Source organism: Caballeronia sp. LZ035 (genome assembly GCF_031451175.1).
GTDB lineage: Bacteria > Pseudomonadota > Gammaproteobacteria > Burkholderiales > Burkholderiaceae > Caballeronia.
This window is the reverse complement of the sequence record NZ_JARUXS010000003.1, coordinates 429,349-444,917: the sequence shown is the minus strand read 5'-3', so window position 1 is coordinate 444,917 and position 15,569 is coordinate 429,349. Positions and strand designations below refer to the sequence as shown.

Annotated in this window: 16 protein-coding genes; 4 read left to right on the top strand and 12 right to left on the bottom strand. The window is 62.9% G+C overall.

Annotated features, from left to right (window positions below; genetic code table 11):
* Positions 1 to 10: 10 nt before the first annotated feature.
* Complete coding sequence (locus QCE88_RS24955; protein ID WP_309907333.1) at positions 11 to 505, bottom strand: H-NS histone family protein; 495 nt, start codon at positions 503 to 505, stop codon at positions 11 to 13.
* A 413-nt stretch (positions 506 to 918) separates the two neighbouring features.
* Positions 919 to 1,362 carry a DUF3331 domain-containing protein gene (locus tag QCE88_RS24950; protein ID WP_309907332.1) on the bottom strand — a complete coding sequence of 148 codons (444 nt, stop codon included), beginning with the start codon at positions 1,360 to 1,362 and terminating at the stop codon, positions 919 to 921.
* 460 nt (positions 1,363 to 1,822) lie between these two features.
* Between QCE88_RS24950 and QCE88_RS24945 the strand changes: the two genes are divergently transcribed.
* Complete coding sequence (locus tag QCE88_RS24945; RefSeq protein WP_309907330.1) at positions 1,823 to 2,092, top strand: DUF1488 family protein; 270 nt, start codon at positions 1,823 to 1,825, stop codon at positions 2,090 to 2,092.
* Between the two features lie 33 nt (positions 2,093 to 2,125).
* On the opposite strand, the gene QCE88_RS24940 is transcribed toward QCE88_RS24945, so the two are convergent.
* The 4 genes from QCE88_RS24940 to QCE88_RS24925 form a co-directional block, all read right to left on the bottom strand.
* Positions 2,126 to 3,424, bottom strand: a complete 1,299-nt coding sequence (locus QCE88_RS24940; RefSeq protein WP_309907327.1) for a cytochrome c — start codon at positions 3,422 to 3,424, stop codon at positions 2,126 to 2,128.
* A gap of 11 nt (positions 3,425 to 3,435) precedes the next feature.
* Positions 3,436 to 5,670, bottom strand: coding sequence for a xanthine dehydrogenase family protein molybdopterin-binding subunit (locus QCE88_RS24935; protein WP_309907325.1), 2,235 nt, complete (start codon positions 5,668 to 5,670; stop codon positions 3,436 to 3,438).
* A 1-nt stretch (position 5,671) separates the two neighbouring features.
* Entirely contained in the window at positions 5,672 to 6,127 is a 456-nt protein-coding gene (locus tag QCE88_RS24930) for a 2Fe-2S iron-sulfur cluster-binding protein (RefSeq protein WP_309907323.1), read from the bottom strand.
* A 309-nt stretch (positions 6,128 to 6,436) separates the two neighbouring features.
* Positions 6,437 to 7,306 carry a LysR family transcriptional regulator gene (locus QCE88_RS24925; RefSeq protein WP_309907321.1) on the bottom strand — a complete coding sequence of 290 codons (870 nt, stop codon included), beginning with the start codon at positions 7,304 to 7,306 and terminating at the stop codon, positions 6,437 to 6,439.
* 101 nt (positions 7,307 to 7,407) lie between these two features.
* Between QCE88_RS24925 and QCE88_RS24920 the strand changes: the two genes are divergently transcribed.
* Together QCE88_RS24920 and QCE88_RS24915 are read left to right on the top strand one after the other, a co-directional pair.
* Positions 7,408 to 8,409 (top strand): zinc-dependent alcohol dehydrogenase family protein, encoded by a 1,002-nt coding sequence (locus QCE88_RS24920; protein ID WP_309907319.1) that lies wholly within the window; start codon positions 7,408 to 7,410, stop codon positions 8,407 to 8,409.
* Positions 8,410 to 8,515: 106 nt separating this feature from the next.
* The gene (locus QCE88_RS24915; RefSeq protein WP_309907317.1) at positions 8,516 to 9,637 is read left to right on the top strand and encodes a VIT1/CCC1 family protein; all 1,122 of its coding nucleotides are present in this window, start codon (positions 8,516 to 8,518) and stop codon (positions 9,635 to 9,637) included.
* Between the two features lie 8 nt (positions 9,638 to 9,645).
* Here the strand turns inward: QCE88_RS24915 and QCE88_RS24910 are convergent, their stop codons facing one another.
* Positions 9,646 to 10,434, bottom strand: a complete 789-nt coding sequence (locus QCE88_RS24910) for an aspartyl/asparaginyl beta-hydroxylase domain-containing protein (protein ID WP_309907315.1) — start codon at positions 10,432 to 10,434, stop codon at positions 9,646 to 9,648.
* A 95-nt stretch (positions 10,435 to 10,529) separates the two neighbouring features.
* Here QCE88_RS24910 and QCE88_RS24905 point away from each other — a divergent pair, with 95 nt between their 5' ends.
* Entirely contained in the window at positions 10,530 to 10,895 is a 366-nt protein-coding gene (locus QCE88_RS24905) for a VOC family protein (RefSeq protein WP_309907313.1), read from the top strand.
* Positions 10,896 to 10,912: 17 nt separating this feature from the next.
* On the opposite strand, the gene QCE88_RS24900 is transcribed toward QCE88_RS24905, so the two are convergent.
* From QCE88_RS24900 to QCE88_RS24880, 5 genes are read right to left on the bottom strand one after another with little or no spacing between them, the layout of a single operon-like run.
* The gene (locus QCE88_RS24900; RefSeq protein WP_309907311.1) at positions 10,913 to 11,950 is read right to left on the bottom strand and encodes an NAD(P)-dependent alcohol dehydrogenase; all 1,038 of its coding nucleotides are present in this window, start codon (positions 11,948 to 11,950) and stop codon (positions 10,913 to 10,915) included.
* Between the two features lie 30 nt (positions 11,951 to 11,980).
* Complete coding sequence (locus QCE88_RS24895; RefSeq protein ID WP_309907308.1) at positions 11,981 to 12,730, bottom strand: SDR family oxidoreductase; 750 nt, start codon at positions 12,728 to 12,730, stop codon at positions 11,981 to 11,983.
* A 10-nt stretch (positions 12,731 to 12,740) separates the two neighbouring features.
* Complete coding sequence (locus QCE88_RS24890; protein WP_309907306.1) at positions 12,741 to 13,721, bottom strand: sugar-binding transcriptional regulator; 981 nt, start codon at positions 13,719 to 13,721, stop codon at positions 12,741 to 12,743.
* Between the two features lie 34 nt (positions 13,722 to 13,755).
* A complete protein-coding gene (locus tag QCE88_RS24885; protein WP_309907304.1) occupies positions 13,756 to 14,637 on the bottom strand; it encodes a carbohydrate ABC transporter permease in 882 nt (293 codons plus the stop codon).
* Positions 14,634 to 15,563 carry a sugar ABC transporter permease gene (locus tag QCE88_RS24880; RefSeq protein WP_309907302.1) on the bottom strand — a complete coding sequence of 310 codons (930 nt, stop codon included), beginning with the start codon at positions 15,561 to 15,563 and terminating at the stop codon, positions 14,634 to 14,636. Before QCE88_RS24880 ends, QCE88_RS24885 begins: the two co-directional genes overlap by 4 nt.
* Between the last annotated feature and the right edge of the window lie 6 nt (positions 15,564 to 15,569).

Below are 15,569 nucleotides of genomic sequence, written 5' to 3'. Positions count from 1 at the left end.
CAAGCGTAGATCAAGCGGCGGCGCGTTGCACGGATCGCTGACTATTACCGGGCTCCGCGCGGTCGGACAGCTTCGCCGCCTTCTTGGCTCCGGTCTTGCGCGCGCGCTTCGCACCGGCGGCGCGCGAAGCCGATGCCGCTCTGTTCGAAGCAGGCTTCTCCGCCGCAGGTTCGATCAGATAGACACTTCGATCCGACGCCTCCTTGATCCACGCGGGCGCTCGCGCATGACCACTCCACGTGGCGCCCGACTCCGGATCGCGATACTTCGGCGGCAGCTTCGTTCCCTGCCCTCTTCCGGCCCCGGCTGACGTATTCCGCGAACCGGCGGGACGGCCGCGCATCTTCCCCAGTCCCGCCTTGACGAGATCCGCCATGGTCAGACCGTACTCTTGCATGAGCACGCGGATACTGGCGATAGCCTCCAGTGACTTTTCCTCGCGCAAGGCATCCGCGCGACGCTGCAATTCCTGAATCTGGTTTTCCAGCTGCGCCAGAGTAGCCATTGTTCCTCCTGAAACATGAAGCGGCCGTGGAACGACACCTAGAGCGACACTTAAGGCGAGACGTGCAGCGATGCCTGGATCGACAACGTGACCGGGTCAAGCAGCCAACAGTCCGTGGCGCGTTTAGGGCTTCGCCATAACTTCGGCATAACCTTGCAAACCTGCGAAGTTGTGTCGCAGGAAATCTTATCCGGCGCGCGCCGTGGCGAAGCGCTCATGCTCAAAAGATTACCTTTATCGCCCTCTGATCTTGCACAGGACGAAGCAGGGCTCACGCTATGGTTCTTGCTCCACTCCCTCTTATGGCGCGCTCGATTTCGAATGGCCCATCAGACAAAAGAACGGGACGGGCAATCCCGGCGTGAAAATATTCTCGATAGTTGGGACGCACGCCTCTCGCTGGCATCCTTTTGTCATTCGACGGCGAGTGCCGCTTCGGGCTCCAGCGGCGTGACCACGACTGCCCGGGCGAGGATCATCGCGCCGCTGTTGAGGGGTATCGACCTGCCGACACGTCTTGGCCGGTACACCGGCTGGCCGCGCCGGATTGCCTGTCCGCTCAATGCGCACGTGCCGCGCTTGCGCGCCGTGCAGAGCGACCAGACCTGCTCGGAATAGTTGAAGGAGGTGGGATCGTGCCAGGACAGCGCAAGGGTTGAAGCGCTCAGGCGTTCGAGCACGCGAATGTTCACGCGGCCCGTCTCGTTGTCCGGCGCGAAACTGCCTCTGACCGGCACTTTGCGCACCAGCGCTCGAGTCAGGGACGCGGGATGGTCGACAGCTTCGGACAGGCGGCCCGACTTGTCGAGCATGGCCAGGGTACGGCTCCAGGGATCCATCATCGATGGACTCTTCATGTTCCGCTCCTGTTCGCGACGACGCGCACCGCAACAGCGACCGGGTGAACGTTGCCGATGTGATGACGGGAATGCGAGACACGTTCCGCTTGCCGAGCCGGATTGTCGCGCTAGTGAATCCGCCCAAAGAACCGGGCGACACTGCCGCTTCGGATTATCGTTCCTAGAGTAGTACACATGGACCGTGTTTTGTTTCCATTTTTCCTGAAATCCATGTTCGCCAACGCCATCGCTTGCCCAGTGGCGACGCATTCAAGCGATCGCAAGCCAAGGCATCTCAAGCACATTCGTTTGAACGAACGGACGTTCGCCGGCATGGGCTCCTCAAGGCGGAATTCTTCACTTGAATGAAGTAAGGACCCTGAGGCAATGCAGACAGCTTTCGCTTTCGTTCCGGCGTGCGCGCATGCGTCGATTTCTGACACAATAAAACCGGCGCCCTCGACATCCCTGTCGGATCATGACAAGCAAGCCCCCGATCCATGCAAGCATCGCTGCGGACCGTGCGTCCGTCAGTTTCGTCGCGTTCTCGCGCGAGCAGGCCATTCAATGCAATATCACCCGCAAGGCGCTCGAGCAATGTTTCTGGGCGCCCGTCGGCGCAAGCGACGAGCGTCTGCTGAAGGCCTTGAGCGACGGTTATGAACGCATCAGCGCGCGCGCCCACCGGAAGTTTTTGGCTCACCCGGCCAGTTCCATTCACCTCGACGTCATCGACTTTGCTTCGTGAAGCGAATCACCTACGCGCGCGCCATGCGTTCGCCTAGCGTGCCGCCTGGGTTGCCTTGCGCATCTTCGCCACGTCTTCCGGCGCGACCGCCGGCGTATTGTTGTTCCACGCGCCGCGAACGAAAGTGAGGACGTCGGCGATCTGCCGGTCATTCAGAACCGGTGCATAGCGCGGCATCGGGTAAGGCGCGGGCACGCCTTGCAGGACGATATCTTCCGTCCCGTTGAGCGTGACGTTGATGAGCGACGACGCATCCTTTTCCAGCACATTCGGATTGCCCGCGAGCGGCGCCAGCATCGGCGCGAAGCCACGTCCGTCCACGCCGTGGCAGTGCATGCAGTACGCCGTATAAACGCGTGCCCCCGCGTCCGAAGCCGCGGGCCGCGCAAGCGAAACGCGCGTCGCCCTGGGATCATACGAATACGCCGGCGCTCCCGTGCCGCCCGCTGCCGGCAAGGTTTTCAGATACTGCGCCATAGCCGCGATGTCGGCATCGTCGAGATGTTGCGTGCTGTTGTTGATGACGCTCGTCATCGAGCCGAATGCCGAAGCATGCGCATTCGCGCCCGTCTTCAGAAAGGTCGCGACATCCTGCTCCGACCAGCGTCCGAGGCCCGTGTTGTGTTCGCCGCTCAGGTTCGAGGCGAACCAGTTATCGAGCGGACTGCCCGTCAGGAACGCGCTGCTGCTTTCATCGAGGCCTTTTTCCTGGAACGCGATGCCGCGCGGCGTATGACACGAGCCGCAATGTCCCAGCCCCTGAATCAGGTAAGCGCCGCGATTCCACGCGACATCCTTGCCCTGCTTGTTCTGATAGGCGCCGTTCTCGAGGAACACCATGTTCCATAACTTGAGCGGCCAGCGCATGTTCATGGGCCACTTGATGTCCGCTTCGCGATTCGCCTGGTTCACCGGCGTGACGCCATGCATGAAGTAGGCATAGAGCGCGTGCATGTCGTCGTCGTTGATCTTCGCGTACGACGGATACGGCATGGCCGGATAAAGGTTATGGCCGTCCTTCGCCACGCCCTTGCGCAGGGCGCGCGCAAAGTCCTCTTCTGTGTAACGGCCGATCCCGGTTTCAGGGTCCGGCGTGATGTTGGTCGAATAGATGGCGCCGACGGGCGTCATCATCTTCAGGCCGCCCGTGAGCGGCTTGCCCTTGGGTATCGAGTGGCACGCGACACAATCGCCGGCTTTCGCGAGATAGGCGCCACGGGCGACGAGCGCGTCGTTCGCGGTATCGGCGGCGCGTGCAGCGGCAGTCGACAGGCAGAAGACCATGCCTGCCGCAGACAGCGCCGCGCAAAGAGGCTTGAATGCGTTCTTCATGACGGGCTCCCTCAGGCGCTGCGCAACTGGCTGCCGACCGGTAACTGCCTCAGTCGCTTGCCGGTTGCCGCGTAGATCGCGTTGGTGATGGCCGGCGCGAGCGCGGCCGTCCCGGGTTCGCCGATTCCGCCGGGCGCTTCCGTGCTCTTGACGATATGCACTTCCACCGGCGGCGTTTCATGAATCCGCAAGATGCGATAGTCCGTGAAATTGCTTTGCTCGACCCTGCCGTCCTTGATCGTGATCTCGCTATAGAGTGCCGCCGTGATGCCGAAGATGATGCCGCCCTGCACCTGCGCTTCGATGGTGTTCGGGTTCACGGCCATGCCGCAATCCACCGCGCACACAATGCGCTCCACCTTGACCTCGCCTTCCTTGTCGACGCTCACATCGGCGACGATCGAGAAGAAGCTGCCGAACGCGTGCATCACCGAGACGCCGCGTCCTTGGCCTTGCGGCAGCGCATGTTGTCCCCAGCCGGCCGCCTGCGTGGCGACATCGAGCACGTTGCGCGCGCGCGGCGTCTTGCCCAGCAGGTCGCGCCGGTACTGGACCGGATCGGCCTTGGCCTGCGCCGCGAGTTCGTCGATGAAACTCTCCACCACGAAGGTGCCGCGCGTCGGCCCCACGCCGCGCCAGAACGCGGTGGGGACATCATGCGGTTCGAGCCGTACGTAATCGATCAATTGATTCGGCAGGTCGTAGGGAAGATCGGCTGCGACTTCCACGGCGTCCGGATCGACGCCGTTCTTCACGGCGGGCGGCGCGAAACGCGCCAGCACCGACGACCCGACAATGCGATGCGTCCACGCAACCGGCTTGCCGTTTGCATCGAGTCCTGCGGAAAGCTGGTCGTAATAGCACGGACGGTACATGTCGTGCTGAATGTCTTCTTCGCGCGACCACGTCACCTTGACGGGCACGCCCAGCGCCTTGCCAATCTTGAGCGCCTGCGTCGCCATGTCGAATTCGAGCCGTCTGCCAAAGCCGCCGCCAAGCAAATGGTTGTGCACGACGATCTTGTCCGCGGGCAGACCCGTGGCCTGCATGCCGGCATCGCGAACGCGCGTGGGCACCTGCGTGCCGAGCCAGATGTCACAGCCGTCCGGACGCACGTGCACGGTGCAATTGATCGGCTCCATGGTTGCATGCGCAAGCAAGGGCTGAACGTACACGGCATCCACGCGCGTCTTCGCGCTCGACAACGCATTGCCCGCATCGCCTTCCTTGCGCGCGACGGCGCCGGTGCGCTGCGAGGCCTGCGCCATGTCATCGACGAGTTGCCGCGTCGACAGCTTCGCACCCGCGCCTTCGTTCCATTCGACCTTCAGTGCAGCCGCACCGCGCTTCGCGGCCCATGTGTGATCGCCGATGACCGCGACACCGTTGTCGAACTTGACGACCTGGCGCACGCCCGGCACTTTCTTCGCGGCGCTGTCGTCGAAGGACACGACCGTCCCGCCGAATACCGGGCAGTTGACGATGGCGGCATACACCATGTCGGGAAGCCGCACGTCGAGACCGAACATCGCGGTGCCATCCACCTTCTCGGGCGAGTCGAGCCGCTTCACCGGCGTGCCGATGATCTTGAAGTCCTTCGGATCCTTGAGCTTGATGTCCGTGGGCACGGGCATTTTTGCGGCGGCTTCGGCGAGATCGCCATAGCTTGCGCTGCGGTCGCCCGATGCATGAATCACCTTGCCGCCTTGCGCCTGACACGACGACGCATCGCACTGCCACTGCTGCGCCGCCGCTGCGACGAGCATCATGCGCGCAGCCGCACCGGCTCGGCGCATGGGCTCCCAGGCATAACGTATGGACGTGGAGCCGCCCGTCAGCTGACCGCCCAGCAGCGGATCGGTGAAGAGCTTTTCGTTCGGCGGTGCGTGATCGATCGTGACCTGATCGAGCGGCACCTCGAGTTCCTCGGCGATCAGCATGGGCAGCGACGTATAGACGCCCTGTCCCATCTCGACCTTCGGCATGATGAGCACGACCTTGCCGCTCTTGTCGATCTGCACGAAGGCATTCGGCGCGAACACGCCGTCCTGCGGCGTCTCAATGCCATCGCCGCCGATCACCGACTTGCCCTTGCCTTGGTCCTGGCTCGCGGCGGGCAGGCTGAAGCCGACCAGCAGTCCACCGCCCGCGGCCACGCTCGCGGTCACGCCCCACTTGAGGAATGCCCGGCGCGAAAAGCCCGCGCGAGCCGCATGTCGTCCCGCTTCGATCAGTCCTTGCGACATGTCACGCCTCCTTCGCGGCCTGCTTGATGGCGGCGCGGATGCGGTGATAGGTGCCGCAGCGGCAGATGTTGCCGGCCATGGCGGCATCGATGTCGGCGTCGCCCGGATCGGGCACGGTCGCGAGCAAGGCCGTGGCGGACATCACCTGGCCCGACTGACAGTAGCCGCATTGCACGACGTCGAGCTTGCGCCAGGCTGCCTGCACCTTCTTGCCTGCGGGCGTGTCGCCGACTGCTTCGATCGTCGTAATCTTGCGATCGCCCACGGCCGCAACCGGCAACACGCAGGAACGGACGGCCACGCCGTCGAGATGAACCGTGCAGGCGCCGCATTGCGCAATGCCGCAGCCGAACTTGGTGCCGGTGAGTCCGACGAGATCGCGCAAGACCCATAGCACGGGCATGTCGGGCGGGGCATCGACCGTATGAGTCTGGCCGTTGATATCAAGCGTGGTCATGAGCGGCTCCGGCTTAAGAGTAGGAGTAGGCGGATAGCGCAAATGGCCGGCTGCGGGGAGACAGCCGGCGTGAGATCGAGCAGAAATAGCAAGCGGATTGTAGCCTCGCTTTTAAAAACAAGCGCGACAGGCGGCACGCGTGCACGTGCTCTAGAAGTTATCGACTTGCCTTAATCTCCGCAGCCCTATTTTCTTCGATATTCCTTTAAGGCTTGTGTAAGCGTTGGCTTTGAACAAATTCAAAGGTTTCAAGCAAAAAAGAGGGTTAGTTGCAGTGCAAATTAGTCCGCGTCGATGACTTGCAAATGACTAAGCTTTGCCTAAAGCCGACAGCGTTTCCTCAAGCAGGGCGCGCAATCGCGCAACTCGCTTGAGGTCGCGGTGATAACCCATCCATACGTCGCGACCCGGCGGTGTCTCGCCGAGATCGAAGCGTTTCAGGCGCGCATCGGCGTCGCCGAGCGGACAGGGCAACACCGCGAAGCCCGCTCCCAACGCGCACATCCGCGCCTGAACATCGCGATTGTTGCTGCCGAACACGATCCTCGCGTTGGGCAACGCGCGCTTGACCCACAGCACGTCCGGCAACTGATCGAATGCGCTGTCCATGCTGATGAGCGTCTGTCCTGTTCCATCGCCTGGCGAAGGAGGTGCGCAATCGCGGCGGCCATAGAGTGCGTAGTCGATATGCATGAGCTTGCGCTGCACAACGTCCGGCTCGTCGAAGGGCGTGATGCGGAACACGAGATCCGCCTCGCGACGCGCCAGGTTATAGCGGCGCGCATCCGTCACGAGTTCGAGCTGTACATCGGGATGCCTGGCGAGAAAGCGCGCGAATACCGGCGTCAGCACATGAACGCCGAACCAGTCCGACGACGAAACGCGCAGCAAGCCGGTCAGCGACGCTTCCTGTCCGGCCAGCGCGCGCGTGAAGCCGAGCGCCTCTTCTTCCATGCGCTCGGCGTGGGACAGCACGGCCGCGCCTTCGTCGGTCAGCACGAAGCCATCGCTCGTGCGCTGGAACAGCACATGACCGAGCGTTTCCTCCAGCGCGCGCAGGCGGCGTCCCATCGTGGGCTGCGTCTGGCCTGTTGCCCGCGCCGCAGCGCCCAGCGTGCCGGTTCGTGCGATGGCGAGGAACACCCGCACGTCGCTCCAGTCGAGATCGGGTCCATTCATTTTTGTATGATCGCCGTGCGAATCTGTGGATTTACATGCTTGCGTGCATGGCCGAGTATGAGCGCATCGAAACCAGCATTCAAGTCATCAAGGAGCCCGAGATGTCCACCATGCATGCACTCGTTCTGAATCGTCACGACGGTCCGCTCGAACTCGTCGACAGGCTTCGTCCCGAACCCGGCGCGGGGCAGGTTCTCGTGCGCATCGCCGCCAGCGGCCTCAATCCGCTGGATACGAAGATTCGCGCCGGCGCTGCGGCGCACGCACGGCATCCGCTGCCGCTCGTGCTGGGTATCGACATGGCGGGCATCGTCGAAGCAGTCGGACACGGCGTCGATGCCTTCAAACCCGGCGATGCCGTGTATGGCATGACCGGCGGCGTGGGCGGCATACAGGGTTCGCTCGCGCAATACGCTTCGGTCGATGCCACGCTGCTCGCCCACAAGCCGGCGAATCTCTCCTTGCACGATGCGGCCGCCCTGCCGCTCGCTTTCATCACGGCTCATGCGGGCATCGTGGACCGTGCGCGCGTGCAGGCCGGCCAGACCGTGCTGGTCCAGGGCGGCGCCGGTGGCGTCGGACACATCGCCGTGCAACTGGCACGCTCGCTCGGTGCGCAGGTATTCGCCACGGCCAGCCGGAAAGATCATGCCTATATCGAGAGCCTCGGCGCCACACCGATCGACTACAAGACAACGAGCGTCGAGCACTACGTCGCTGAACATACGCAAGGGTCCGGCTTCGACGTCGTGGTGGACACGGCCGGCGGCGCTTCGCTCGATGCTTCGTTTGCAGCGGTCCGGCACTTCGGCCATGTCGTCAGCGCACTGGGATGGGGCAACCATGCGCTGGCTCCACTGTCGTTCCGTGAAGCAAGCTATTCGGGCGTGTTCACGCTGTATCCGCTATTGACGGGAGAACATCGCGCTCATCACGGCGAGATGCTGCGTGTGGCCGCGCGACTCGTTGAAGCGGGCAGGCTCATGCCGCGCGTGGATCCGCGTCGCTTCGACCTTCATGACGCTGAAGCCGCTTATGAAGCGTTGACGAGCGGTATGGCACAGGGAAAGATCGTGGTGGATATCGACGCCCAACTGAGTTGAGACGCGAAGACATTCGCACTTATCGTGGCGTGTGGGGCTATTGGCAACCTTGCCCGGCTTTGTCATTACCCTGAGAAGAACCGGACGAACCACTCAGGGTGATGTCATGGCCTCGCATGCTGAACTCAGGCGCTTCACCGCCAATCTCGCCGATGAACTCGACAGCGCCGCGCTCTACGACACGCTGGCGCGAGCCGAACCGCAGGAAGACAAACGACGCGTCTATGCCGAACTAGCCGATGCCGAGCGCCGCCATGCCGGCATCTGGGCCGCGAAACTCAAGGCGAATGGCGTGCCCATTCGCGAGCATCACCTGAGTGTGAAGACGCGCATCATGCGCACGCTGGCTCGCGCCTTCGGGCCGGACTTCGTGCTCCGCTCGGTCGCGGCGAACGAGCGGGCCGATCGCGACAAGTACGCCGGGCAACCCGATGCCGCGCAGATGTCGATGGAAGAACGCCATCACGCGGACATCGTGCAGGACGTGGTGAGCCGCAACCAGGGACTCGACAAGGGTCACGCGATCGCGGCAGCCGAAGCCTGGCATCGCGGCGTGGCCTCCGGCAACAACTTGCGCGCTGCCGTGCTCGGCGCGAACGACGGGCTCGTATCGAACTTCTGTCTCATCATGGGCGTCGCGGGCGCCGGTGCCGGAAGCAGGGCCGTCCTGCTCACCGCGTTCGCTGGACTGATCGCGGGCGCGGCGTCGATGGCGCTCGGCGAATGGCTCTCCGTCACCAACGCGCGCGAACTGGCGCGCACACAGATCGCGAAAGAGAAAGACGAGCTCGATCACATGCCCGACGCCGAACGCCACGAACTCGCGCTCATCTATCAGGCGAAGGGCGTCGAGCCGGCGGAAGCGCGCCGTGTGGCCGCACAGATCATGCTCGACAAGGACAAGGCACTCGATACCCTCACGCGCGAAGAGTTGGGACTCGATCCACGCGAACTCGGCGGCAATCCGTGGACGGCCGCGCTTGCGTCGTTCGCCTTGTTCGCGATTGGCGCGATGTTTCCGGCGGCGCCCTTTCTCTGGTCGAGCAACGCGAACGGCATTGCGCAGTGCATGGCCTTGAGCGCGTTCGGGCTGGCCGGCATCGGTGTCTTCACTTCACTGTTCAACGGACGCAGTGCGCTCTTTTCAGCGGCAAGGCAAGTGCTGATCGGACTGGCGGCAGCGGGCTGCACTTATGGACTCGGCAAGCTGCTCGGCGTATCGCTGTAATGACCGACTCAGCGAATCATCTCCCAGTTCGCATAGAACACGCGGCGCACCGACACCACGCTCAGGCGCACACCCGTCACGAGCGCATGCAATACGCGGCCGAAGTGCGTGGGCCGCAAGATGTCCAGAAAGATGCAATAGCGCAAGCGGTCCGAATCGTTGATGGATTGATGCACGAGTGTGTCGTCGAAGATAAAGAGCGGCTCGTCATGCCAGTAATGCCGATGCCCTGCCACATTGATATACACGTTCTCGTCCTGCACCGGCTGCAGGTTATACAGACAACGTAACGTGAGCCGCAAAGGTCCGTAGTGGACCGAGGTGCTTTGCCGCTCATTGAACACCGATATGCCGATGGTCTGCACATACTTGAAGTCGCGGCCGAACTCGGGCAAGTCGATCGAGCTTTCCACCGGCACGCCATACCAGCGCGCGAAGCACATGCCCCGCCGCTTGTCGGGCATCTGCGCGGCGAGATGCGCCTGAACATAAGGCAGGTTTTTCCGGAACGCGTCGATCACGTGACGAATTTCTTCCTGATGACCGTCGGGCAGGTCCGCAAGCGCATAGATGCCGCGATTGCGCTTGCATAACAAATCCACCAGCAGATTGAATGGCGACAGCACCCACGTGAGCAGGCCATTGCCGAAGAAGTAGCGGCGCCAGCTGGCGAGATTGAATTGACGGCTACGCTGGAAGTCCGCGAATCCGCATGCGATGAAGGCTATGCAGAAAGCCGGCGCAAAAAACAGAAGAATCGACAGACCAAGTAGGTAGAGCAGATCCTTTCGTTTCACGTTCGGCCTCGGCGAAGATCCACGGTGACCGTTACATGATAGTACCGGGCTACGCGCACGGTACACTGCCGTTTTTACCCTCGCCGACCTTCCGAATGAGCCAACTCCTTTCGCTGCGCCCTTTCGTCCCCGCCAAAGACTTCGAGTTGTCCAAGCGCTTCTACGAAGCACTCGGCTTTCGCATCACGCATCAGGACGAGAACATCGCGATGCTGAAGTCCGAAGGCTTCAGCTTCATCCTGCAGAACTTTTATGTGAAGGAACTGGCCGAGAACTTCATGATGCAGATGCTCGTGCGCGACCTCGATGCCTGGTGGCGCGACAATAACGCGGCCGCGCTGAGCGGAAGCTTTCCGGTCAATCCCGCGCGTGCGCCTGCGGTGCAGAGCTGGGGCATGAAGGTCGGCTTCGTGTTCGATCCCTCCGGCGTGCTGTGGCACGTCGCGGAGGCGCTGTTCTGAACCAGGCGATTCGAGATTCACTCTTCCAGAACGATCTGCACCTTCACGTCGGTCGGCACGCCGCTCGCCGCTTCCTCGAATGCCTTGATGCCTTCTGCAAACGGGAAGGTGCGTGAGATGAACGGTTTGACATCGAGCTTGCCCGATGCAATCAACTGAATGGCGCGCGGAAAAATATTGGCGTAGCGGAACACGGATTCGATCCGCGCTTCCTTGATCTGCACCGCGACCACATCGAGCGGAATGGCATGCTGCGGCATGCCCACCAGCACGAGACAGCCGCCCGGACACAGCAGGTCCACGATGCCGTCGAAGGCCTTTTCGTTACCGCTCGCCTCGAACACGATGTCGGCGCCCCAGCCATCGGTGAGTTCCTTCACCACGTCGAGCGCCCGGCGTTCGCGAATGTTCACCGGCGTGACGCCCTGCACGCCGCCGATCAGATCCAGCTTCTCCTGCACCAGATCGCAGACGATCGCACGGCTGCACCCGCCCGCGAGCGCGGCCAGCGCGCACATCATGCCGATCGTGCCCGCGCCTAGCACCACGGCCACATCGCCCGGCTTGATCGCGGCCTTCTTCGCAGCCTGTAGCCCGATGGACAGCGGCTCGACGATCGCGCCTTCCGCAAAGCTCACGTTATCCGGCAGCTTGTAGGTGAACGCGGCCGAATGCACGACATAGGGCGCGAGACAGCCATGCACCGGCGGCGTGGCCCAGAAGCGCACTTTCGGATCGAGGTTATAAAGCCCCTCGCGCGAAGCACGCGATTCCATGTCGGGCACGCCCGGTTCCATGCACACACGATCGCCCGGTTTAAGGTGCGTGACCTCTTCGCCCACTTCGACGATCGTGCCCGACGCCTCGTGCCCGAGCACCATCGGCTCGTTGACGACGAACGGTCCAATGCGCCCATGCTGATAGTAATGAATGTCGCTGCCGCAAATGCCCACGGTATGAATCTTGATGCGCACATCGCGCGGTCCCACCACTTGCGGCAGGCTGAACGGACGCAGACTGATGCGCCTTGCTTCCTCGAGAACCAGTGCTTCCATCATCTTTCCTTTGATGTTGAACAAGCGGGATCAGCAGGCCTGGAATCCGCCATCGACAAGCAGACTCACGCCGCTCACCATGCTCGAATCCTCGCCGAGCAGGTAAGCGATCGTGCGAGCCACTTCGAGCGGCTGCACGAAGCGATTCATCGGGATGCGCGCCAGCATCGGGCCGGACTTGGCGGGATCGCTCCATGCGCGTTCGCCCATGGGCGTCATCGTGACCGTGGGCAGCACCGCGTTCACGCGGATGTTGTGCGGCCCGAGTTCGGTCGCCATCACGCGGGTCAGCGCGTCCATGCCGCCCTTCGACGCGCAATACGCGGCATGCAACGCAAAGCCCACGTTCGCCGAGAGACTCGACACGTTGACGATGGACCCGCCCACGCCGCGCTCGATCATGTTCTTCGCGCATTCCTGCGCGACGATCATCGCGGCTCGCAGGTTCACGTTCATCGTCAGATCGAAGGCCTCGACGCTGGTTTCGAGGAACGGTTGCAGCACCGCGAGACCCGCGTTGTTGACGAGCAGGTCCACGGGCTGCGCATTGCGTGCGGCTTCACGCGTGGCGTTTGCATCGGCGAGGTCCACGGCGATGGTTTCGCAGCCGGTCTTGTCGCGCAGCGCATCGAGATCGGCGGGGCTGCGGCTCAGCGCGATCACGCGCGCGCCGCGCTCCGTCAGCAGATGCACGGTGGCATGGCCAATGCCTTTGCCCGCGCCCGTAACGAGCACAGTCTTGCCGGCAAAGTCGCGATTCCTGTCGATGGTCGGGTTCATCAGTTGGGTATCAAGGTGTCTCGCAAAGACGCTGCGCGGTTTCTTCATCGGTCACGAGCACGGACGGATAGCGTCCGCGCAACGCCGCGCGCGTCACATGGAATTTCTTCTTGCCGCCGCTCACGAGCACCACGCGCCGGATCTTGCGCAAATCTTCCAGCGTGATGGCGACGGTGCGACGGTTCAGCGGATGATCGATCAGTTCGCCGTCTTCATCCATGAAATGCCCGAGCATGTCGCCGACCGCACCGGCCTTCTGCAGCGTGCGCAGTTGCTCGGGGTTATCGATGCCATAGGTCACGACCAGCGACTCGGTGAGGTCGCCAGCGGTGAGCAAAGCAAGGCTGGCGTTGCGCGCAAGCTCATAGGTTTCGCGCACGGTCTCTTCCTGCAGGATCACGTCGCGCGCCTTCTGGCTGCTCACGTAGATCGGCGCGGCGAACAGATAACTGTCCGCGCGGCAGATGTTGGCGAAATCGGAGACGATGTCGAAGGTATTGATGCTCGGGCAATGCGACAACCCGCCTTGCAGCGACACCGCCGAAATGGCGCCATAGGAGCGCTGCGGCATGGCGCGCAGCACCGCGCGAATGGTGCGGCCCCAGCCGAGCCCGATGGTCTGTCCCGCGCTGATCTGCCGCGAAAAATAGTTCGCCGCGCCGATGCCGAGCGCCGCGTTGTTGGCCTCGGTGTCCGCGCCGGTCGGCACGACGACCGCGCACTCCAGGCCGAAGCGCTTGGCGAGCGCCTCTTCCAGCGCGACACACGGCGCGATCTTGCTGTTGATCGTGATCTGCACGAGACCGGACTCGCGGCTCGCGGCGAGCAACCGGTTCACGCGCACGCGGTTGCTGCCGATGCGCTGCGCGATCTCCTGCTGCGTCAGATTGCCGACGTAGTAATGCCACGCGACGCGCGCCTGCAATTCCTCTTCGGAGTCGATGGCCTCGTCCGTTTCCGCCAAGGCGATGCTCGGTGCGCTCTTGCTCATGTTGCTCCAGTCTTCAGTGATGGTCGCCGTGATTCTATTTGACCGCGCCCATCGTGAGCCCTTGCACCAGCCGGCCGGACACGGCCAGCGCGAACACCACCATCGGCAGGACGATCAGCGTGCCGGTCGCCATGATCTCGCCCCACGGCAATTCGTAGCCGCTCATGTAGCTCGTGGCCGCCACCGGCGAGGTGATGGCGTCGCTGCGCGTCAGCACGAGCGCATACAGCAGGTCGTTCCACGAGAAGATGAACGCGAAGATCGCCGACACGACGATGCCCGGCATCGCGAGCGGCAGGTTGATGCGCCAGAACACGCGCCAGGGTGAAGCGCCGTCGAGGCGCGCGGCTTCGTCGAGTTCGATTGGAATATTGCGGAACTGGTCGGTGCAGATCCAGACGACGATAGGCAACGAGAACGTCAGGTAAAGCAGGATCAGCACGATATGCGTATCGACGAGTTCAAGCTTTGTCGCGATCAGGAAGAACGGCACGGCGAGCACCACGGGACTCACCATGCGGTTCGAGATGAACCAGAACCACAGGTCTTCCTTGCCGCGAAATTCATAGCGCGCGAGCGCGTAGGCCGCGGGCGCGCCGAGCAGGATGGCGAGCACGGTGGTGCTGCTCGCGATGATCAGCGAGTTCAGCAGGCTGCCCGCGACATCATGCTCGAACAGCGCCGCCGAGTAGTGATGCAACGTAGGCGAGAACAGCCACTTCGGAGGATAGGCGAGTGCATCGGCCTGGCTCTTCAGGCTCGTCGTGACCATCCAGTAGAACGGAAAGACCGACGACAGAAACACCACCAGAAGGCCCAGAAAATGCCATGCGGTGACGCGCTTGCGCGCAGCGCGCGCGCGTTTCGCGCGTGACGACAGGGCGCCGTTCGACGCCTGCGGGACAGATGAACTCACGCAGCCTCCCGATACACGAAACGAATGTAAAGACGCGACAGCACGATGGTCAGGATCAGCAGGATGATGGCCTGCGCGGACGCCATGCCTTGATCGAACAGACGGAAGCCCACCCGCTGGATATAGACGCTGATGAACTCGGTCGCGGCGCCCGGTCCGCCGCGCGTCATCGTGAAGACGGCGTCGAACATCTTCAGCATGTCGGCGGAACGCAGGATGAGAATGGCCGTGAGTCCCGGCAGCAGATACGGCCGCTGCAGATGCCACAGGATCATGCTCCACTTCGGCGTCTCCAGACGCGCCGCCTCTTCCGCTTCCTTCGGCACCATGGAGAGCCCGGCGAGCAGGATCAGCGCGCAGAACGGCGTCCATTGCCAGATATCCATGATCATCACGGAGACGAAGGCGAGCGTCGGGTCGGCGAGCCAGTCCTGCGGCGGAATGCCGATCAAACCGGTCAGGTAGTTCGCCACGCCGAACTGCCGATTGAAGATCAGCCGCCCGATCAACCCGACCACGGCATACGTGGTTGCCATGGGAATCACGAGACTCACGCGGGCCGCCGCACGCATCCACGGCAGTTCCGTGCGATGCAGCATGAGCGCCGCGAACAAGCCGAGCGCGACCTCGATCGGCAAGGTCACGCACAGGAACAGCGCGGTGCGACCGAGCGCGCCCCAGAAGGACGGATCGGTCAGCGTGGCGATGTAGTTGTCGAGCCCGATGAACGGCGTGCCCGAGCCCAGATCCGCGAGCTTGTACTGATGAAACGAGTTGTACAGCGCAAGCAGCAACGGATAGATGCCGATGATCGCCAGCGCGGCAATGGCGGGTATCAGGAACCAGAAGGCGGGCGAACGCGGCAGGATGCCGAAATAGCGCGCGGGTTTGCGCGGTCCTCTCGCGTGCAGTGCGGGTGATGCCATTCGATC